An 18,933-nucleotide genomic window follows, 5' to 3' on the forward strand; every position below is an offset into this window, starting at 1 on the left:
TGCCCCTCCAGCCCAAGATCACGGTCGTGGCGGGCACTGCGGCCACCAACACGGGCAGGCTGGACTCCAACACCGGTGGCCCCCAGCAGAACATCCTCGTCGGCAACTACTACGGTGTGCGCGCCAGCATCAATCCCGGCGGCTACGGCACCCTGGGCCTGTCCTTCGCGCAGAACAACGGCAACCGTACGGCCTTCGGCGTGGACTATGACTTGGGCTTCGGCGCGAAGGATGCTGAAGGCAACTCGCCCTTCACCCTGACGGGTGCGTATGTCGCCAGCATTCCCCAGACGGCTGCGGGCTTCGCGACGGGTGGCGGCACGTTCCAGAACGCCCTCAACAGCCGTGACCAGGCCTTCTTCACCGAAGGCAAGGCCAACCTGGGTATCGTGAACTTCGGCGCAAACTTCCGCGCGATTGATCCTCAGTTTGCCAACGGTGTGGCGGGCATGTCGGCCAACGACTCGGGGTACTACTACGGCGCGCAGGGCCTCAAGTCCAGCATGCCCTACGCCCCCAATCAGGTCGGCTTCGGCGCCGGGATCGGCACCAACCTCGGCCCTGTGGCCCTCGCGGCCTACGGCGACAGCTACGTGCCCTACCTGAACGGTGACCGCAACACCAGCTTCGGTGTGAGCGCCGGGGCGAAGCTGGCGGGCTTCAAGCTGGTCGGCTTCTACAACCGCTCCACGCTCAACAACGGCCTGATCCATGCGGACCTGAACTACGCCGGTCCCGGGGCCAGCGGCTTCTCGTACAACAGCACCACCCCCTACATGGACATCGCGGACGTGCCCTTCGCGTGGTCCAGCACGACCGGTGCGGTTCTGAGCCATGATGGCACGGCCACCAACGCGCTCGTCAAGGGTCTGAACTTCACCGTTGCCGACGCCTACTTCTACGGCGACCGCATCAACGACTTCCAGGTCTACGGTAACTACAGCGGTACCTTCGGCGGCGTGAAGGTCGAGCCGTTCGCCCGTTATCACCTCTTCACCACGCCCAACGACACTCCGGTGGACTACAACGGCACGCCCACCAATGCGGCGGACGATGCCCGCACCTACAACACCGTCAAGTACGGCGTGAAGCTCAGCACCCAGCCCCTCACGGGTGTTCCGCTCCAGCCCAGCCTGTTCTTCAACATCGCCAACCGCATCAGCAACGTGGGTCGCGGCGTGCAGGTGGCGGGCGGCTCGGTCACCGAGCTGTTCGGCCAGACCGGGATCACCTTCAACCAGTTCCTGGCGCCTAACATGAAGGCCAGCCTCGGCTACGCCTACTACCAGGGCTTCAACCTGGGCAGCACGACCACGGCCAGCAGCGCCAGCGGTGCCACGGCGACCTACAGCGCGACCGCTGACCGCTTCTACCGCAGCCCCCTGGGTGGCGCGAGCGACCCCTACACGGGCGGTAACTTCGGCACCCAGTCCGGCATTCTCCAGGGTGTGTTTGCCCAGGTCAACTGGAACGGTCTGGCGGCCAACTACGGCATCTTCCGCCACACCGACCTCGACACGCCTTCGCAGAGCGGCGTTGCCCAGGGCTTCAAGGTCAGCTACACCTTCAACTTCTAAACCCTCTCGCCTCAAGGGGACCCTCCGGGGTCCCTTTTTTTGTTGCCCACGCCTTAGAATCCTGCTCATGCTGGCTGTTTTTGGACACACCAACCCTGACACCGACGCCATCGCTTCTGCCCTGGTCTATGCCCGGCTGCTGACCCGCCAGGGTGTGCCTGCGCAGGCCTACCGCCTGGGCGAGCTGAATTTCGAGACGCCCTTCGTGCTGCGCGAGGCGGGCGTGGAGGCGCCGCCCCGGCTGCCCGAGCTGGAGGCTGGCACCCCGGTGGCCCTGGTGGACCACAACGAGAGCGCGCAGTCGGCGCCGAACCTGGCGGAGTTGACCGTGACGCGGGTGGTGGACCATCACAAGCTGGGCGACCTGACGACGGCGCAGCCCGCTTACCTGCGCTTCGAGCCGCTGGGCTGCACGTCCACGATCCTGCTGAAGCTGCACCGGGAAGCGAACCTGCCGGTCGAGCGGGTGGACGCGCGGCTGATGCTGAGCGCGATTCTGAGTGACACTCTGCACTTCCGCAGCCCGACGACTACGGCGGAGGACCGGGAGGCGGTGGCCTTCCTGGCGCCTATTGCCGGAGTGGAGGACGTGGAGGCGTATGCTCTGGCGATGTTCGCGGCCAAGAGCGACCTGGGCGACACGCCCGCCGAGACGCTGCTGAAGATGGATTACAAGGTCTTCCCCTTCGGGGACCCGGCGCAGCTCCAACGCTGGGGCATCGGCGTGATCGAGACGACCAACCCCGGTTACGTGCTGGGCCGTCAGGCGGAACTGCTGGCCGCGATGGACCAGGCGCGCGCCGAGGACGGCCTGAACGGTATCCTGCTGTCGGTGGTGGACATCCTGCACGAGACGAACGTGACGCTGGTGCTGTCGGCCACCGAGGAGAAGGTGCTGCGCGAGGCGTTCGGCGCCGAGGTGGAGAACGGGCGCGCGGACCTGGGGCACCGCATCAGCCGCAAGAAGCAGATCGTGCCGACGCTGGAGACGTACTTCGCGCCGGAGGCGTGACAGGAAGCAGAGACTAGAGGGCTGGGAGGATTTCCCGGCCCTCTCGCTTTTTTGCCCCCAGCCCGGGCGCCTAGGGCGGCGTTCCGTTGCGTTGCCGCGTGTCTTGGGCGGCAACTCCACTTCGCGCCGCCCTCAGCACGTTTGCTCACTCCGTTCGGCTCAGAAAGGTTCGGCAACCTTCCTGAGCACCGCTCTATGCTGCCGGTATGACCGATCTGGACTGGTTGTTCGCGCGGCAACGCTTTGGCGTCCATCCCGGCCTCACGCGGGTGCGGGCGCTGCTCGCGCGTCTGGACGATCCGCAGCAGGCCTTCCGTACGGTACTGGTGGGCGGCACCAACGGGAAGGGCAGCACTGCCGCCACGCTCGCGGCCATGCTGACGGCGGGGGGCGAGCGAGCGGGCCTCTTCACCAGTCCGCATCTGACGCGCTTCTCCGAGCGGTTCGTGGTGGCCGGGCAGGAACGGCCGGAGGAGGAGGTGCTGGACGCCCTGCACCGGGTGCGCCCGCACGCCGAGGCGGTGGAGGCCTCCTTCTTCGAGGTCGTGACCGCCCTGGGGTGCCTGCTGTTCGCGGAGGCGGGCGTCACGACCGCCGTGATGGAAGTTGGGCTGGGGGGACGGCTGGATGCCACAAACGCGCTGGACCCGGGGTTGAGCGTGATCACGAACATCGCGCTGGATCACACCGAGATTCTGGGCGAGACACGTGAAGCCATCGCACGTGAGAAGGCAGGCATTCTCCGGGCGGGACGGCCCGCTGTGACGGGCGTGGCGGCGGACCTCCTGCCCCTGCTGGAAGCACAGGGGGCCGACCTGTGGGTGCTGGGCCGTGAGGTAAAAGTAGAGGCCTTGCCGCTCGGCTGGGACGGCTGGGACGTGCGGGTGGGGATGCCGAAAACGGCCCTGACCTTCCGCACGCCGCTGCTGGGGGCACACGGGGCACGGAACGCGGCGCTGGCGGCGGCGGCCGCTCACCGGCTGGGGGTGGGGGAGGAGGCCATCCATGCGGGGGCGGCAAACGTCCGCTGGCCGGGCCGCCTGGAAGTGCTGCCCTGGCGCGGCGGGCGCGTGCTGCTGGACGGGGCGCACAACCCGGACGGGGCACGGGCGCTGGCGGAGGCGCTGCGGGGCCTGGATGTGGGGCGCCTGCCCATCGTCTTCGGCGCGGCGGCGGACAAGGACATCGCGGGGGTGGCGGAGGCGCTGCGTCCGCTGGCGTCCGAGGTGATCCTCACGCGCGCCGTCCTGAGTCCCCGCGCCGCCGACCCCGCCGCGCTCGCGCCGTCCTTCGCGGGAGTGCCGGTGCGGCTGGCGGATACCCCTGCGGACGCCCTGGACCGGCTGCCGCCCGCTGGCCTCGCGGTGGTGTGCGGCAGCCTGTACCTGATCGGGGAGGTGCGGCCCCTCCTGCTCGGGGAAGCGGGGGAGAGGCGGGAACGCTGGCAGTGATACCACCGGATGGGCCGAATGACGTATTTCGCTGCCCCCCTGCCCGGACGCTAGGCTGCGCGCATGAGCATGGACGAACTGAAGCGCCGTCTCGGTCAGGTGAGCGACCTGTACGCCGCCGCCGGGCTGATGTCCTGGGACCAGGAAACGCTGATGCCCGAGGAGGCCGCCCGCGTGCGTGGCCTCCAGATGGCGACCCTGGAGGGCCTGGCCCACGAGCTGTTCACGGGGGCGCGCACCACCGAGTTGCTGGAGGCGGCACGCGAACCCCAGGACGAGACGGAGGCGGCCGTCCTGCGCGTCACGCGCCGCGACCACGCGAAAGCCACCCGCCTGCCGACCGAGTTCGTGGAAGAGGCCGCCCGCGCCCGCAACGAGGCGCACCACGCCTGGCTGGACGCGCGGCAACGCAGCGACTTCGCCACCTTCGCGCCGCACCTCGAAAAGATGATGGACCTGGCGCGGCGACAGGCCGACCTGCTCGGCTACGAGGAACATCCCTACGACGCCCTGCTGGACGAGTATGAACCGGGAATGCGCGCCTCACAGGTGGAACCGGTGTTCGCCGACCTGCGTGACCGCACGCTGCCGCTGCTGCGCCGGATCGTGGCCGCCGGGGATGCCGCCGACTACAGCGTGCTGACGCGCCCCTTCGCGCCCGAAGCGCAGAAGGCGTTCGCCTGGCGCGTGGCGGGAGAGGCGTTCGGCCTGAAACCGGAGTTCGCGCGGCAGGACGAGAGCGCCCACCCCTTCCAGACCAACTTCAGCCGCAGCGACCTGCGGATCACCACCCGTGTGGAGGACTACTGGCCCGCCTGTCTGTTCGGAACCTGGCACGAAACCGGGCACGCGATGTACGAGCGCGGTATCTCGGAACGCTGGGAACGCACGCCGGTTTCCCGCGGCGCCAGCCTGGGCGTCCACGAGAGCCAGTCGCGGATGTTCGAGAACCTGCTGGCCCGCTCCCGCCCCTTCTGGGAAAGGTACTTCCCGCACCTCGCGGAGGCCGCGCCGGAAGTCGTGGCGGGGCTGGACGCCGAAACGCTCTACCGCGCCGTCAATCGCGTCAGCCCCAGCCTGATCCGCGTGGAGGCCGACGAGGTCACCTACAACTTCCACGTGATGCTGCGCTTCGAGCTGGAACTCGCGCTGCTGGAAGGCCGCCTGAAGGTGCATGAACTGCCCGAAGCCTGGAACGCCAGGATGCAGGCGTACCTGGGCCTCACGCCGCCGAACGACGCCCTGGGCGTCTTGCAGGACATCCACTGGTCTTCGGGCCTGATCGGCTACTTCCCGACCTACACGCTCGGGAACCTGCTGAGCGTGCAACTGCTCGAAGCGGCAAAACGTGACCCGGCCGTCGCCGCAGGCATCGAACATGCCGAGTACGGCCCCCTGCTGGCCTGGCTGGTCGAGAACGTCCACCAGCATGGCCGCAGCCTCACGCCCACCCAGATCGCCGAGCGGGCCACCGGCCGCCCTCTGACCGCCGATCCCTACGTCGCGTACCTGCAAGAGAAGTACGCGGGGATTTACGGGCTCAAGGCCGAGGACTGAGCGCCGGGGGCCGAGAGTCATGAGAAAAAGCAGGGGGCAGAGAGCCAGGAAAGGCCTCTGCCCCTTGCTCCCGGTGCTCGGCCTCTACACCGCCTGCTTCCGCTCGGCCTGCGTGATCAGGTAAGCGCGGGCCGAGCCGAGCCACGTCTGCGCGAGGCCGCTGTGCGGGTGATGACGGTCGCGCAGGGCGCTCAGGCCCACGCTGAGGTGACGCTCGATACGCCGGATGGCCCCCAGACCGCCCTCGTTCTCGGCCTCGATCAGGGTATTGAGGACGGTGGTGGGATGAACGTAGCCGACGCGGATGCTCTCGGCGATGATGTCCAGTGCGCGCATGGGTGGCCCTCCTGCGGGCGGGAAGATGAAAAATACGTGGTTGAGGTGAATCTCGCCTTTGATTACGATAGTAGCAGAGTGTCTTGGGAGTAACAAGAAGAGGAAGCCTTTATTCTGTATTGACCGTAGCGGGGAGCGGTGTTACACTCCGATCAAGGGTGGCGGATTCTGCTGGCAGGCAAACGCCGCCCCAGGCGGCACACACGCTCCGGACGGCCAGCCTGGCGGACGGGAACGGGTGAGGCGACGCCGCAGCCGAGGAGGTGAAACATGAAACTGCACGAACGACTCCGCGAACTGCGCAGCGAACGCGGGCTGCGGCTCAAGGACGTGGCGGAAACCGCTGGAATCAGCGTTCCGTACCTCAGCGACCTGGAACGCGGGCGCACCAACCCCAGCCTGGAAACCCTCCAGACGCTGGCGGGCGCCTACACGATCACCGTCCACGACCTGCTGGAGGGCGTCGAGTTCTACGGCGACTCCACCGAGGGCGCGCTTCCCAAGGGCCTGGCCGATCTGGTGGCCGACCCCATGCTGGGCGGACAGATCACGCCCGACTGGGTGCGGACCCTGTCCCGCATCGAGCTGCGCGGCAAGCGTCCGCGCGACAAGCAGGACTGGTACGAGATCTATCTGCATCTCAAGCGCATCCTGGGCTGAGCGCTTCTCAATCACGGCGGGCCGGAGACTTGCTGCTCCGGCCCGCCGTCCTGTTTTTACGATTCGGCTTCCCGCCCCGGGCGGGTCAGGAGCAGCGTACCCGTTCCCCAGGCCCCACCAACCAGCGCGCAGGTCAGGGCCAGCGGCGGCAGGCTGAGCGTCGCGGCGACGGCCCCCAGACCCAGCAGCGCCCCCAGGGCATCCGGCGCGGGCAGCCGCAGACGGTAGGCCACCGCGCGGCCCGCGTCATAGGCGCTGACGCTCAGACCGGTCGCCACCAGCAGCAGCGCAAAGGCGCTGGCCAGCAGCGCGGGCACCAGCAGTCCCGCCAGCGCCAGCCCCAGCGCCGGGCCGATCAGGAGAGCCAGGGCCAGCACCCCCAGCGCGAGGGTCAGCAGGGGCGCGTGGCGCTGCCGCCGCGCCAGTACGGGGGCGGCTCCGGCCACGAACAGCAGCAGCAGCATGCCGCCGGTCAGCACCACGAAGATCCGGCTCCACGCCGCGCCGCCCAGCCACCCCAGCAGGGGCCGGAAGGCGGAGGCGGTCGCCAGGCTCGCGCCGGTGGGGGGCGCGGTCTGGAGGGCGGTCGCGTCACCGGGGGCGTGGCCCAGCAGCGTGTTCACGCGGCCCGCCACACTCGCCCCGGCTTCCCGCCGCACGTCCCCGAACAGCGTGATCACCTCGCCCTGCACCTGGGCGTCCCGGGCCAGGATGACGTTCCCGCCCAGCGCGACCACGTTCCCCGCGACCCGGCCGTGAACGGTGACATCGTGGCCGACCGTGACCCCGCTGCGTCCGAACGCCTGATAGAGCGGGGGCAGGGTCAGGACGGCCGAGAGCGCGAAGGCCCCCGCCCCCAGGCGCTGCACCGCTGGCGTGGGCCGCCAGGCGATCAGGAGGCTCACCGCCAGCAGCAGCACCAGCCCGACCCCGGCCAGGGGCGACACCTGCGCGACCAGGGTCTGCAACACGGTCGCCCCGGCCGCCAGGTTCGGCCACGCGCTGGTGATCCCCAGCAGCGTCAGGCCGACCAGCAGCCCCGACACCAGCAGCAGCGGTGCGGGATTGTGCCTGGCCGGGGTGGGTGCGGGCGTTGCGGCCCCGCCCCCCACCTCCCGCGCGATCCGGGCGGCCAGCGGACCGGCCGCCGAGGCCGGAAGGGGAGGGGAGGGCCGCTCCAGCCGCGCGGCCCAGCCCACCTCGGCGGCGACGGTGGGCGCGAGGCTGCGGGGCAGGACCGGGGCCGCACCCACCCAGGTGGACGCCCGCACTTCTGCCGCCACGTCCTGCGCCACACTACGCGGCAGCGCGGGGCCAGCGGCCAGGGAGAGGCGCTGGCTCAGCCCCACCTCCGAAGCGACCCGCGCCGCGACTGAGGACGGCGCGGGTGGTGCGGCCCGCAAGCGCATGGACCAGGCGATGTCGGAGGCCACCTCTTCCGCCAGGCTGTGGGGCAGGCCGGGGGGACGCAGCGCCTGGAGAGCCCCGGTCGCGTGGGCGAGGTGTTGCCGGACCTCGCTGAAGGTGGTGTCCTGTTCCAGCAGGACCAGTTGCGCCCGCTCGGCCTCGGTGAGGTCACCGTCCGCCTCGCGGTGCAGCAGGTCCAGCCAGGATTCACCCCCCTTCGCGCCCATATGTTCTCTCTACGTTGAACGAAGGCCGAAAGTTCCCGGCATCCGCCTAGCCTGCACGTTCCGCCGTGGCGTAGTCACCGCTCTTGCCCCCCGTTTTGGCGAGCAGGCGCACGCCCGTGATCTCGATGGCCTTACTGGCCGCCTTGAGCATGTCGTACACGTTCAGGGCGGCCACGGTCACGGCGGTCAGGGCCTCCATCTCCACTCCGGTCGGGGCGGTCGTGCGGACGGTCGCCTCGATCCGTACCCCCGCCTCCTCCAGCGTGACGCGCACGTCGGCACCGGTCACGGGAATCGGGTGGCAGAGCAGGATCAGGTCCGCCGTGCGTTTGCTGCCTGCCAGGCCCCCCAACCGCGCGACGGTCAACGGGTCCCCTTTGGGGTTGGTCCCCGCCTCCAGGGCGGCCCGGGCCTCCGGCGGGAGCCTGACCCATCCCTCGGCGGTCGCGGTGCGCGTGGTGGCGGCCTTCCCGGTCACGTCCACCATGCGCGGGAGGCCATCCCGGAAGTGCGTCAGCTCGGCGGGGGGCAGGCGGGGTGTCTCCTCCGCCACGTTCAGTCCTCCGGGAGCTTCAGGTCCCGCAGCGCCGTGAACGGGTTCTGCCGGGCGTGGGCGGACCCTTCGGGGGTGCCCAGCTCGTCGTCGATCTCCTCGACGGGCACCTGCGCGCTGTGCTCGCACGGCCCCTCGTTCAGGTCGTGGCCGCAGACCTGGCACAGCCCCTTGCAGTCGGGCGCGTGCAGCACGCTCAGGGGGGCAGCCAGCAGCGCGGTTTCGGCCAGGTAGGCGCTCAGGTCTAGGTCGGGGTCCCCGAAGACCAGCACCTCCTCGCCCGTCTCGGCCTCCTCCAGATAGGGGGCGTCCACGGACGGCTCGTAGCGCAGCAGGGTGCCCAGCTTCAGGTCCAGCGGCACTTCCACGTCGCGCAGGCAGCGGGCACACTCCAGAATCAGCGTCGGCTCGAAGCGGCCCTGAAGGTACATCTCCCCGCCGCCGAGGGGATTGACATCCACTTCGTAGGGGGCCGGGCGCGCAAAGCGCAGGGTCTGCTCGCTGCCGCCCTGCTCGTAGGTGAGGTGATCCAGTTCGCCCTCCGCGTGCGCGTCCGAAGACGACCGCAGCAGCGAACCCAGGTGAATGTGGGGCGTGTCGATCATCCTCCCATGATAGGCCCCTGGGCTTCCCGGTACCGGGTCGGGCGCACGGTCAGGCGGGATGCGCGGCCAGCCAGGCCAGCACGTCCGCCGCGTTGCGGTCGGGCGGGAACACCAGGTAAAAGACGTGTTCCACCACGCCTTCCCGCAGCATCAGCGTCACCCTTTGCAGGAGCGTCTGCCCCTCCACCTCGAAGGTCGGGAGCCGAAGGGCTGCCGCCAGCCGCAGTTCCGCGTCCGACAGCAGCGGGAAGGGGAGGTGGAGCCGCCCAGCCGCCTCCCGCTGATAGGCCGTGTCCTGGGTACTCAGGCCGAAGACCCGCGCCCCCGCCGCCTGCAACTCGGCGTGGTGGTCCCGAAAAGCGCACGACTGCGGCGTGCAGCCCCGCGCCCCCGGGATCAGGTCCCAGCCCTCCGGTAGGGGTCCATCCGGCCTCCCCGTGCGCGGGTAGATGTACAGCACCGTCCTCCCCGGCAACCCTGCGAGGTCCACCCAGTTGCCCGCCGAGGTGGGCAGAGGCACTGAAGGGACCCTCGCCCCCGGCAGGTGATCGCAGGCGCCGTCGTCCAGCGGGGCGGGGAGGTTCGCGGGGAGAGCGGAGAGGTCCGTCAAGCCAGTTCGACCACGCTGGCGTCCGAGAGGGTGAGCTTGTGGGTGCGCGGCACCTTGCGCCCGCCCCGCACCTGCGCCCGCACGCCGATCAGGCAGTCCTGAAGGCGGGTGTTCAGGTTCTCGATGCGGGCTTCGGCGTCCACCACGCTGTGTTCCACCTCGGCCTGCCGCACCACGCTGCCCGGCCCGATGCTGGTAAAGGGGCCGATATAGGCGTCCTCGATCACCACGCCCTCGCCCAGCAGCACCGGCCCGACGATCTTGCTGCGCGTCACCCGGGCCGAAGCCGGGATCACCACCCGGCCCGTCAGCCGGGAGCCTTCCACCTCACCCTGCACGTCCTCCACGATCTGCTCCAGCAGCAGGCGGTTGGCGTCCAGCAGGTCGGCCGGGCGGCCCGTGTCCTTCCACCAGCCGCACACCCGTTGCCCCAGCACCCGCCCGCCGCGCTCGATCAGACCCTGAATCGCGTCGGTGATCTCGTACTCGCCCCGTGCCGAGGGCGGCATCCCTTCCAGCACGCCGAACACCTCGGGCGTGAAGCAGTACAGGCCCGCGACGGCCAGGTTGCTGGGCGGCACCTTGGGCTTCTCGACCAGGCGCGTGATGCGCTCGCCGTCCAGTTCGGCCACCCCGAAGGCGGTCGGGTCGGGCACTTCCACCAGCGCGATCACGGCGGCCGGGCGCTCCCGCCGGAACCGCTCGATAAACGGCGAAACCCCGTGCTCGAACAGGTTGTCCCCCAGGTACACGCAAAAATCGTCCTGCCCCACCCACTCGCGCGCCATCATCACCGCGTGCCCCAGACCCAGTTGCTCGTGCTGGTTGATCAGCGTGACCTCGACGGCCGGGGCCTGCTTCAGCGCGTGCGCGATCTCCTCGCGGGTCGCGTCCGACACGATGATCGCGACCTCGCTCACCCCGGCGGCGCACAGGGTTCTGAGCGCGTGCACGATGATCGGGGCACCGGCGACCGGGAGGACGGGCTTGGGACGGGTGTAGGTGAGCGGCCGTAAGCGCGTGCCCAGTCCCGCAGCAGGAATGATGGCTTTCATTGCGAGCATTCTAGGAACATTTGGGCCTCTCATAAAGCTGAAGTCGCCTTTACGCAGCGTGCCCCATTCTGCTCACCGGCCGCTTTCCCTGTCAGGGTGCCCTGGAGTGAGGACATTTCGCCAGAGGAAGTGGGCCCGACAGGGTAAACTGAAGCAGAGGGAAACTTTCCCAATGACCACTGGAGTTCTCATGAGTCAACAATTGTTCCTTTGGGCCTGGACCCTGGCCCATCCGGCCAGAAGCCTCTCCAGGCTGACCGCCGTGTGGGCCGGAGACGAGGCGTGACCGCGCTTCCTTTTCTCCCCGTGATTCTCGCGGGAGGCAGCGGCGAACGCTTCTGGCCGCTGTCCCGCAAGCATCGCCCCAAACAGTTCCTGACGCTGGACGAAACCGGCCGCAGCCTGCTCCAGGCGACCAGCGACCGCCTGAGCGTTCTCAGCGGCAGCGCCGAACAGGTGATGGTGGTGACCGGTGGTGAGTACCGCACGCAGGTGCTGGAGCAACTGCCGGAGATGCCGGTCGAGAACCTGATCGTCGAGCCGGTCGCCCGCGACACCGCCCCCGCCGTCCTGTACGCGGCGCTGCGGGTGGCGCAGGAAGCTCCGGACGCCGTCATGGGCGTCTTCCCGGCCGATCACCGCATCACCGACCCGGGGGCGTTCGGCCAGGTGGTGCGCCGGGCCATCTCGGTTGCCCACACGACCGGCCAGCTCGTCACGCTGGGGATCACGCCCACCTTCGCCGCCACCGGCTACGGGTACATCCAGCGGGGCGAACTGCTGCTGGATGGGGAGCTGCCCGCCTACCGCGTGGACCGCTTTACCGAGAAGCCCGACGCCCAGACGGCGCGGACGCTGGTGGCCGACGGCCGCTACACCTGGAACAGCGGGATGTTCATCTGGCGGGTGGAGGCGATCCTCGCGGCCTTCCGGCAGCACCAGCCGGAGATGTACGCCCAGCTCTCGGAGGCGTTCAGGCAGGGCCGCCGCGCGCAGGGCATCCGGACGACCTTTCCCGAGCTTCGGAAGATCAGCATCGACTACGCCATTCTGGAAAAATCCGATCAGGTGGTGGTGATCCCGGCAGAATTCGGCTGGGACGACCTGGGCGACTGGAATGCCCTGGAGCGGCTGCTCAAGACCGAGGGGCAGAACGTCACGGTGGGGCGGCACGTGGGTCTGGACACGGGGGGAGCCATCCTGTATACCACCCGGGGAGATGACCTGATCGCCACCATCGGTCTTGAAGACGTGGTGATCGTCCGTACCGACGAGGTGACCCTGGTCGTGCGCAAGGACCGCACCCAGGACATCAAAAAAGTCGTCCAGCAACTCAAGGCCCACCCAGAATTGGAGCGCTTCGCGTGACCCTATACCCTCAGCAGGAACCCGGCCCGGCCGGTCGTCAATCTCAGGGTGCCGAGACCGAGATCGATCTGAACACCCTCTGGCGGGGGGTACGGCGGCACCTGGCCTGGATTCTCCTGACCGCGGCAGTGCTGGCCCTGGGCGCTTATCTGTGGTCACGGACCCAGCCGCCCGTGTACGAGGCGTCCTCCAGCCTGATCGCGGCCAACGGTCAGGGGCAGGATGGTCCCTTCGGCAACGCGCTGGTCAAGGCCCCCCCCCTCCCGGAAGGCGCGGTAGCCCAGGCGATGCAAAGCACCCTGGTGATCGTGCCCCTTATCCAGGCTCTTCAGGGGGATGAGACGATTCCTCAGGCCGAACGTACCCGGCTGGCCCAGGCGCTGAGCCGTGAACTGCGCGAGCAGCGCCTGCGGACCATTACCCTGACCTCGCAGCTTGACCTGAGTGGAAACGGCATCTATACCCTGCGTGCCCGTGCCCGCAGCGCGCAGGCGGCGCAGCGTCTGGCGAATCTGGCCAGTGCAGCCCTGCTGAACTGGGACCGCAGCCGCGCCCTGGAGAACATCCGGCGTGCCCAGGCAGGCTTTCAGGCCCAGCTCGCGCAGATCGACCAGCAGTTGCGGCAGGGGAATCTGCCCGCCGTGGAGCGCCAGACGCTGATCGCCCGCCGAGCCACCGTTCAGGAAAATCTCGCCCAGGTGGGCATTCTGGAGAATTCGGCCACCGGTGTCCTGAGTCTCCTCTCCAACGCCGTTGAACCGTCGCGCCCAGTCGCGCCCAAACCGCTGCGCAATGCCGTTCTGGCTGCGTTGCTGGGCCTGCTGCTGGCCACCGGGGTGGTGGCGCTGCTGACCATTCTCGACCGCACTGTCCGCAGCGAAGACGATCTCCTGGCGCTCAATGCCCCCACCCTGGCGGTAATTCCACGGTTGCGCCAGCGCGACATTGTCTTCTCGGGCATCGTGCGGGCCGCCCGCCAGGCCGGGCTGTACGAAGCCATCGGCTTTCTGCGCGTCAACCTGATGACAGCCTTCGGGAACAAGCCCCATCCAGTCGTGATGATCACCAGCACCGCTCCGGGTGAGGGCAAGAGCAGCCTGACCGCGACCCTGGCGGACGGCTTTGCCTCCAGTGGCCAGCGGGTGCTGATCATCGACGCGGACCTGCGGCGCGGCACCCAGGCCGCCGTCTGGAAGAAGTACGACGAGGGCGGCCAGTGGCATCAGTTGACCGGACAGGGTGGAGCCAGGACCACCCGCGAGGCTCTGGCCAACCCACAGAACGTGCAGGTGCTCCAGGTCGAAGACAATGTGGACATGCTCCCCGCTGGACCTGGGGTGCAGGACAGCCTCGCTATCTTCAACCAGGCCGACATCGAGACCGCCTTGCGGTTGTGGCGGCAGAACTACGACATCGTGCTGATGGATAGTGCGCCCCTGCTCGCCCTGGCCGACGGCCTGGTCCTGGGCGGCCACGCCGACGCGGTCCTGATGGTTACCGAGTACGGCCGGACCAATGTGCAGTCCGTACGGAGTGCTTTGCGCCGCGCCGAGCGTGCGGGCCTGAACTTGATCGGCTTTGTGATCAACAAGTCCGACGTGCGTGAGGGCAGCAGCTACGGGTACTCGTATTCCTATGCCCCCAGAGCTGGAGGCGTGAAGGTATGAAGGCGCTGCTGGCTCCGAGCTGTGCCTCAGGCGGCGCGTCCTGCCCCGCCGCCCTCCCTGTTGTAGAGCCTGCCAAGCTTTCAAGGTGAAGTCCTTGCTCCTTCGCAACCTCGTCTCGCTGTATGGGATTCAGCTCGCCACGCTGATCCTGCCGCTGCTGACCCTGCCTTACCTGACGCGGGTGCTGGGACCAGCGGCCTGGGGTCAGCTCGCCGCTGTGCAGGCTCTGGCGATCACCCTTTCCCTGGTGGTCGAGTTCGGCTTTGGGTACTCGGCGACGCGGGCGGTGGCGCAGCAGCGCGGGAACACGTCGGCCCTGGCCCGGATCGCCGCTGGCGTGCTGGGTGCCAAGCTGTTCCTGCTGCTGAGCCTGCTCCTGGTGGCGACGATCATCTATGCGCTGGCCCCGGCCTTCCGTCAAAGTCCGGCCCTTTACTGCTGGGGCATCGTCTTTGCCGCTGTTCAGGGCTTTGCTCCCCTGTGGTACTTCCAGGGACAGGAGCGGTTGCAGCAGGCCGCCGCGCTGGATATCGCGGGCCGTGTGGTCGCGACCGCCGGGATTTTTCTGCTCGTCCGGGTGCCCGAGCAGGCCTGGCGTGTCCTGGCCCTCTATGCCGTGATGATCGGGCTGGCGCAGGTGATCAATACCTTTCGCATGTACCGCGAACTCCCCTTTGTTCTCCCGGCCTGGACGACCACCGTCGAGAGCCTGAGGGCCGGGTTCAGCATGTTCCTGTTTCGCGGGGCGACCAGCCTGTACCTCTCGGCCAATTCCGCCCTGTTGCGGCTGTACCTGCCGGGCGCGCAGGTGGGGTACTACGCCAATGCCGAGCGCCTCGCCGCGGCGGGCAAGAGTATGGTGCAACCCATCACCCAGGCACTCTTTCCCCGCGTCTCGCACTTGGTCCAGCACGACGGCGAGGCTGCCCGGAGCCTGCTGCGCCGCAGCCTGTTGCTGATGCTGGCCGTGTCCTGCGCCGCCGCGCTCGGCCTGTTCATGGCTGCGCCGTGGTTCGTTCCGTTGTTCTTCGGGGCGGCCTATCAGCCCTCGGTGCCGCTCCTGCAAGCCCTGATCGTGACCCTGCCCATCGTCGCCGCCAGCAACGTCCTGGGCCTTCAGTGGATGCTGCCCAACGGCCAGGACCGCGCCTTTAACGCGATTGTGGTGGCCGCTGGTCTTCTGAACATTGTCCTGGTGATGCTCCTCGTCCCGCGCTATGGTTCACAGGGCATGGCCTGGAGTGTTATCACGACAGAGAGCGTCATCACCCTGAGTATGGCCCTTTACATCCTCCGGCAACCCGACCACCCCTTTCGCAAACAGCAGCTACCTCAGGCGCTTTGACAGACCGCGCTTGGCTGTCTTGGCCTGCCTTCTGAAGCATCGATATTGGGCCTGAGCTTAGATTCTTGAACAGAGGGTAAAATATGAGTTTTGGACAGACTTCGAGCGTGTGTGCAGTAGTGGTAACCTACAACAGGCCGGAAAAGCTGGCGAAGACACTCCAGCTTCTGCTGGGCCAGACCTACAGTCTGCAAAAGATCATAGTCATCGACAATGCCTCTGATGAGAGGACAAAAGATCTGCTGAGCCATTTCAAGTCTCGCTCAGAGATTGTGGAAGTCCATTACCTTCTAGAGAATAGAGGCGGTTCCGGCGGTTTCCATGAAGGAATGCGGCTTGCTATGGAGTCAGGAGAAGATTGGGTCTGGATCATGGATGATGATGCTTACCCTACACCTGACTGCCTGTATAAACTAGTCATGGCGTCCGCGGACGCTCCCGTCAGGGTGGCCGTTCAGGTCGATCAACTCGGGCAGAAATATGGCATTTATCGGTGGGACAATGCAGTAAAGGCGCTCCCAGTTGACGATAATCAGCTTTATCAGCCCATAGACCTCTTTGCGTTCGTTGGCCCTTGCTTCCGACGTGAAGTGGTCGTGGCGGTCGGCCTGCCCCGCGCCGACTTCTTTATCTGCGCTGATGACTGGGAATACTCTCTACGGATAAAGGGTAAGGGGTTTTCTGCCGTTGCTGTTACAAATGCGATTATTCATCATAACTACGGCGAAACGTCCAGAGTCGTTGAACGTTTCTCTCGCAAGAGCGTGCGAGATGGGCAGCCAGCTTGGAAGCAGTATTACGCGGCACGTAATGAAATAGAGATCCTCCGATCTTCGAATAGCGACTCACTTGTAAAGGCTAAATATGCAAGAAACTTACTAGTGAAATGGCTCCGTATAACGATTGGGGAAATAGTTTTTGAAGCTAACTTATCGAAAATAAAATATAGAATGAAGGGGATCTTTGACGGACTGATTGGAAAGATGGGTAAAATAAAGTGACAGAGCGCAAAACTGTGTATCATGTTTTGGGAGAACTAACTGGTGGAGGCATTGAGAGGTGGCTCCAAAATGTTGCGGAATATCCTAGTGCAAAGTATGAGCATCATTTTATTCTACTAAAGAAAACAGTTGGCGACATTGAAGTTGATCTCATTGAGAAGGGACATAAAGTTTTCCATGTAGATTCAAAAAACCCCTTAAAGTTTGGGATTTTTATAAATAGATTAAGAAGAATAGAGAAAATAGATATATTGCATTCTCATCTGCATTTCTATTCTGGCTTAGTTGTTATGCTGGCCGCTTTGATTGGAATTAAAAAACGTATATCACACAGCCATCTTACCGACGACGGCTCTAATGCATTCTACAAGTTTGTGATGAGACTCCTGATTTGGGCATTCTCTAGTAGGGGCGTAGCTGTGAGTAGGGAGGCATATAGTGAATTATTTTTCAAAAGTTCTAAGAACGTGGTCATACATTGTGGTTTGCGGTTAGATACGATAGAGAAGGCTAGAGTTAGACGAGATGATTCTATCGTCATAGGAACTGTGGCGAGATTAGAGAGGATAAAAAATCAGACAGTTTTGATAGATATACTGGAAGAATTGCAGCGTAGGGGATGCGTAAACTCCAGTCTAATAGTTGTTGGTGACGGCTCACGTATGAGCTATCTTAGAGAGTATGCAGATGCAAAAGGGCTATTACCCTACGTGGAGTTTTCTGGGTGGCAGGGCAATGTCAACGCTTTTCTTGATCAGATGGACTGTTTTATTTTGCCCTCTTTGGCGGAAGGATTGCCCTTGTCGGCAGTGGAGGCACAGGCAAGAGGCCTGCCAATAATTATCTCACAGAATATTACAAGGGAAGTAATTATTGACCCTGCCGCTGGAGTAGATATTCGGCTAGACGCAGGCATTGAAGCATGGGCTGATGGGGTGCTGAATGTTATTGATAGAAAAGTAGATATCGGATTGGTTGCGGCAAGCGATTTTAATATAGATATAAATATAAAAGAGCTGGAGCGACTCTATGATGGTCTCTAGGCTATTCAACATTTTTGTTGCCGTAGTCACACTTTTTGCCATATTCTCCCTAAAAACATTTGAAATCACTACTCTGGATAAGATAAGCTTCTTATCTGCAATTATGCTTATTTTTGCAGTTTTGCATTTGGTGCTAGATTACTATAGTCTAGGAAGACGTTTTGTTATTACGCCTTATAATATTTTTTTCACTGCTCTTTTTATATTCAACCTCGGCTATTCCATCACCAATGGGTTCCCTGGTGGTCCGAAATTTACTGATATTCCCGTGGACGAGAGTATTATTTTTAGAGCAGTGGAATATGTTTCTCTTTCTATTGTCGTTTTTTCTTTAGGCTACTTATTGTTTTGTTCTCCAAGAGGGGTCAAAGGTGGACCAGTTGAGATTGAAGGTTTTTTTAGGAAAAAAGAAGTTAGGACTATATCTGTCCTTTTGCTACTGTTGAGTCTTCCATTCCTTGTCTATGAACTACTCAACAAGATAATCTTGGTAAGTAGATATGGTTACTTAGGGTATTATAAAAACGTAGACGATTCTTCCCTAGGAAGCATTATCAGCTCATTCTCTTCTTTTGCGATAATGATGCTTCTTGTATGTATAGTTCTGTTTAAAGGCGAAAAGACAATAACTGTGTTGCTGACGCTTGCGTTCTTTTTAGCAACTGCATTAAATATAATGCTTGGATTCAGGGCGGGGGGGATGTTGCCGTTTTTGGTATACCTCTATATACGTGATAGGTACATTAGAAAAGTCAATTATATAGGAGCACTACCTATAGTATTGCTAACTTTCATAATTGTCTTTCCTATTATTGCCGAATATAGGGACTTTATAGGACAGTCGAATAGGAATCTGGGTAGTGAAAATGAAAGTGGTTTAATAGGTATAATTAGAGAACTTGGAAGAACTTTTCAGGCGACAGCATATACAATGAAGGTATTGGATTTTACTAACGAGTTTAGATTGGGGTGGAGCTATGTTGGTGCCCTTGGATTGGTCCTACCCTCGGGTGTGTTGGGTATTGATGTGGAGAGCGTGCGTCCATCTGTCTGGTTGGTTTCGATTGTTGACCCTGTGTTTAAGCGTGCTGGCGGGGGTCTTGGATTTTCCATGATAGCAGAGTCATATTACAATTTTGGTATTTTAGGAGGATTGGCCGCAATGTTTTTGCAGGGTATCCTCATAGGAAAGCTATCCGAAATTTCACTATTTTCTAGAAGATACATTCTGGGACTCCTTGCTGCCGCCTATATGTCTGTTCTGGTTTTTTACGTTAGGCAAGAGGCTGTCGGGGTGGTTAGAGGTTTCTTCTGGTTTGTGGTGGGTACATATGCCGCTTATCTAATTACTTGCTACAGGGGAAATGCAGTTGAAGCCCGTCGTCTTAGGGAGCTGGGAGGGGATAGATAAATTGTTGCAACACAGCCTTTTAGCTGTCACGGTATTAAGGTGGCAATA

17 protein-coding genes (1 of these 17 cut by a window edge) are annotated in these 18,933 nt (G+C 63.8%); 11 read left to right on the top strand and 6 right to left on the bottom strand.

From position 1 onward, the window contains the following. The 4 genes from E5F05_RS07540 to E5F05_RS07555 form a co-directional block, all read left to right on the top strand. Positions 1 to 1,577: the 3' portion of an S-layer homology domain-containing protein gene (locus tag E5F05_RS07540; protein ID WP_129118025.1), read on the top strand. The gene continues 1,303 nt to the left of window position 1, outside the view; only the last 1,577 of its 2,880 coding nucleotides appear in the window; its start codon lies off the left edge, out of view; its stop codon occupies positions 1,575 to 1,577. A 67-nt stretch (positions 1,578 to 1,644) separates the two neighbouring features. Next, the gene (locus E5F05_RS07545; RefSeq protein WP_129118026.1) at positions 1,645 to 2,589 is read left to right on the top strand and encodes a manganese-dependent inorganic pyrophosphatase; all 945 of its coding nucleotides are present in this window, start codon (positions 1,645 to 1,647) and stop codon (positions 2,587 to 2,589) included. A 206-nt stretch (positions 2,590 to 2,795) separates the two neighbouring features. After that, the gene (locus E5F05_RS07550; RefSeq protein ID WP_129118027.1) at positions 2,796 to 4,040 is read left to right on the top strand and encodes a bifunctional folylpolyglutamate synthase/dihydrofolate synthase; all 1,245 of its coding nucleotides are present in this window, start codon (positions 2,796 to 2,798) and stop codon (positions 4,038 to 4,040) included. Positions 4,041 to 4,103: 63 nt separating this feature from the next. Beyond that, positions 4,104 to 5,597, top strand: a complete 1,494-nt coding sequence (locus E5F05_RS07555) for a carboxypeptidase M32 (protein WP_129118028.1) — start codon at positions 4,104 to 4,106, stop codon at positions 5,595 to 5,597. An 84-nt stretch (positions 5,598 to 5,681) separates the two neighbouring features. Here E5F05_RS07555 and E5F05_RS07560 read toward each other — a convergent pair whose 3' ends face one another. Continuing rightward, the gene (locus E5F05_RS07560; protein WP_129118029.1) at positions 5,682 to 5,933 is read right to left on the bottom strand and encodes a hypothetical protein; all 252 of its coding nucleotides are present in this window, start codon (positions 5,931 to 5,933) and stop codon (positions 5,682 to 5,684) included. Between the two features lie 270 nt (positions 5,934 to 6,203). Here E5F05_RS07560 and E5F05_RS07565 point away from each other — a divergent pair, with 270 nt between their 5' ends. Continuing rightward, a complete protein-coding gene (locus E5F05_RS07565) occupies positions 6,204 to 6,593 on the top strand; it encodes a helix-turn-helix domain-containing protein (protein WP_129118030.1) in 390 nt (129 codons plus the stop codon). Positions 6,594 to 6,649: 56 nt separating this feature from the next. Here the strand turns inward: E5F05_RS07565 and E5F05_RS07570 are convergent, their stop codons facing one another. From E5F05_RS07570 to E5F05_RS07590, 5 genes are all read right to left on the bottom strand, one after another. Next, complete coding sequence (locus tag E5F05_RS07570) at positions 6,650 to 8,227, bottom strand: bactofilin family protein (protein WP_129118031.1); 1,578 nt, start codon at positions 8,225 to 8,227, stop codon at positions 6,650 to 6,652. Between the two features lie 46 nt (positions 8,228 to 8,273). Then, positions 8,274 to 8,714, bottom strand: coding sequence for a cyclic pyranopterin monophosphate synthase MoaC (moaC, locus tag E5F05_RS07575; protein ID WP_241687085.1), 441 nt, complete (start codon positions 8,712 to 8,714; stop codon positions 8,274 to 8,276). A 68-nt stretch (positions 8,715 to 8,782) separates the two neighbouring features. Then, positions 8,783 to 9,385 carry a YceD family protein gene (locus E5F05_RS07580; protein WP_129118033.1) on the bottom strand — a complete coding sequence of 201 codons (603 nt, stop codon included), beginning with the start codon at positions 9,383 to 9,385 and terminating at the stop codon, positions 8,783 to 8,785. A 49-nt stretch (positions 9,386 to 9,434) separates the two neighbouring features. Further along, positions 9,435 to 9,995: a peroxiredoxin gene (locus E5F05_RS07585; protein WP_129118034.1), complete on the bottom strand. Its 561-nt coding sequence runs from the start codon at positions 9,993 to 9,995 to the stop codon at positions 9,435 to 9,437. After that, positions 9,992 to 11,050, bottom strand: coding sequence for a glucose-1-phosphate thymidylyltransferase (locus E5F05_RS07590; RefSeq protein ID WP_164973389.1), 1,059 nt, complete (start codon positions 11,048 to 11,050; stop codon positions 9,992 to 9,994). The genes E5F05_RS07585 and E5F05_RS07590 overlap by 4 nt, the downstream gene beginning before the upstream one ends. A gap of 282 nt (positions 11,051 to 11,332) precedes the next feature. Here E5F05_RS07590 and E5F05_RS07595 point away from each other — a divergent pair, with 282 nt between their 5' ends. The 6 genes from E5F05_RS07595 (at position 11,333) to wzy (ending at position 18,885) form a co-directional block, all read left to right on the top strand. Beyond that, positions 11,333 to 12,418, top strand: coding sequence for a mannose-1-phosphate guanylyltransferase (locus E5F05_RS07595; RefSeq protein WP_164973390.1), 1,086 nt, complete (start codon positions 11,333 to 11,335; stop codon positions 12,416 to 12,418). Beyond that, positions 12,415 to 14,085, top strand: coding sequence for a polysaccharide biosynthesis tyrosine autokinase (locus E5F05_RS07600; protein ID WP_129118037.1), 1,671 nt, complete (start codon positions 12,415 to 12,417; stop codon positions 14,083 to 14,085). The genes E5F05_RS07595 and E5F05_RS07600 overlap by 4 nt, the downstream gene beginning before the upstream one ends. An 85-nt stretch (positions 14,086 to 14,170) precedes the next feature. Then, a complete protein-coding gene (locus E5F05_RS07605) occupies positions 14,171 to 15,430 on the top strand; it encodes an oligosaccharide flippase family protein (RefSeq protein WP_129118038.1) in 1,260 nt (419 codons plus the stop codon). Positions 15,431 to 15,537: 107 nt separating this feature from the next. Then, the gene (locus tag E5F05_RS07610) at positions 15,538 to 16,431 is read left to right on the top strand and encodes a glycosyltransferase (RefSeq protein ID WP_164973391.1); all 894 of its coding nucleotides are present in this window, start codon (positions 15,538 to 15,540) and stop codon (positions 16,429 to 16,431) included. Continuing rightward, on the top strand, positions 16,428 to 17,474 hold the full coding sequence (locus tag E5F05_RS07615) for a glycosyltransferase (protein WP_129118040.1): 1,047 nt from the start codon (positions 16,428 to 16,430) through the stop codon (positions 17,472 to 17,474). Before E5F05_RS07610 ends, E5F05_RS07615 begins: the two co-directional genes overlap by 4 nt. Continuing rightward, positions 17,461 to 18,885 (top strand): O-antigen polysaccharide polymerase Wzy, encoded by a 1,425-nt coding sequence (gene wzy, locus E5F05_RS07620; RefSeq protein ID WP_129118041.1) that lies wholly within the window; start codon positions 17,461 to 17,463, stop codon positions 18,883 to 18,885. The genes E5F05_RS07615 and wzy overlap by 14 nt, the downstream gene beginning before the upstream one ends. Positions 18,886 to 18,933: the final 48 nt, after the last annotated feature.

It is taken from the genome of Deinococcus metallilatus (assembly GCF_004758605.1).
GTDB classification, from domain to species: Bacteria; Deinococcota; Deinococci; order Deinococcales; family Deinococcaceae; genus Deinococcus; species Deinococcus metallilatus.

What these genes read in the sequence shown, in the direction of transcription:
- E5F05_RS07565 (WP_129118030.1), top strand. Translation starts at nt 6,204, where the DNA reads ATGAAACTGCACGAACGACTCCGCGAACTGCGCAGCGAACGCGGGCTG.
- E5F05_RS07580 (WP_129118033.1), bottom strand. Translation starts at nt 9,385, where the DNA reads ATGATCGACACGCCCCACATTCACCTGGGTTCGCTGCTGCGGTCGTCT.
- E5F05_RS07555 (WP_129118028.1), top strand. Translation starts at nt 4,104, where the DNA reads ATGAGCATGGACGAACTGAAGCGCCGTCTCGGTCAGGTGAGCGACCTG.
- E5F05_RS07560 (WP_129118029.1), bottom strand. Translation starts at nt 5,933, where the DNA reads ATGCGCGCACTGGACATCATCGCCGAGAGCATCCGCGTCGGCTACGTT.
- E5F05_RS07590 (WP_164973389.1), bottom strand. Translation starts at nt 11,050, where the DNA reads ATGAAAGCCATCATTCCTGCTGCGGGACTGGGCACGCGCTTACGGCCG.
- E5F05_RS07570 (WP_129118031.1), bottom strand. Translation starts at nt 8,227, where the DNA reads ATGGGCGCGAAGGGGGGTGAATCCTGGCTGGACCTGCTGCACCGCGAG.
- wzy (WP_129118041.1), top strand. Translation starts at nt 17,461, where the DNA reads ATGATGGTCTCTAGGCTATTCAACATTTTTGTTGCCGTAGTCACACTT.
- E5F05_RS07550 (WP_129118027.1), top strand. Translation starts at nt 2,796, where the DNA reads ATGACCGATCTGGACTGGTTGTTCGCGCGGCAACGCTTTGGCGTCCAT.
- E5F05_RS07545 (WP_129118026.1), top strand. Translation starts at nt 1,645, where the DNA reads ATGCTGGCTGTTTTTGGACACACCAACCCTGACACCGACGCCATCGCT.
- moaC (WP_241687085.1), bottom strand. Translation starts at nt 8,714, where the DNA reads ATGGTGGACGTGACCGGGAAGGCCGCCACCACGCGCACCGCGACCGCC.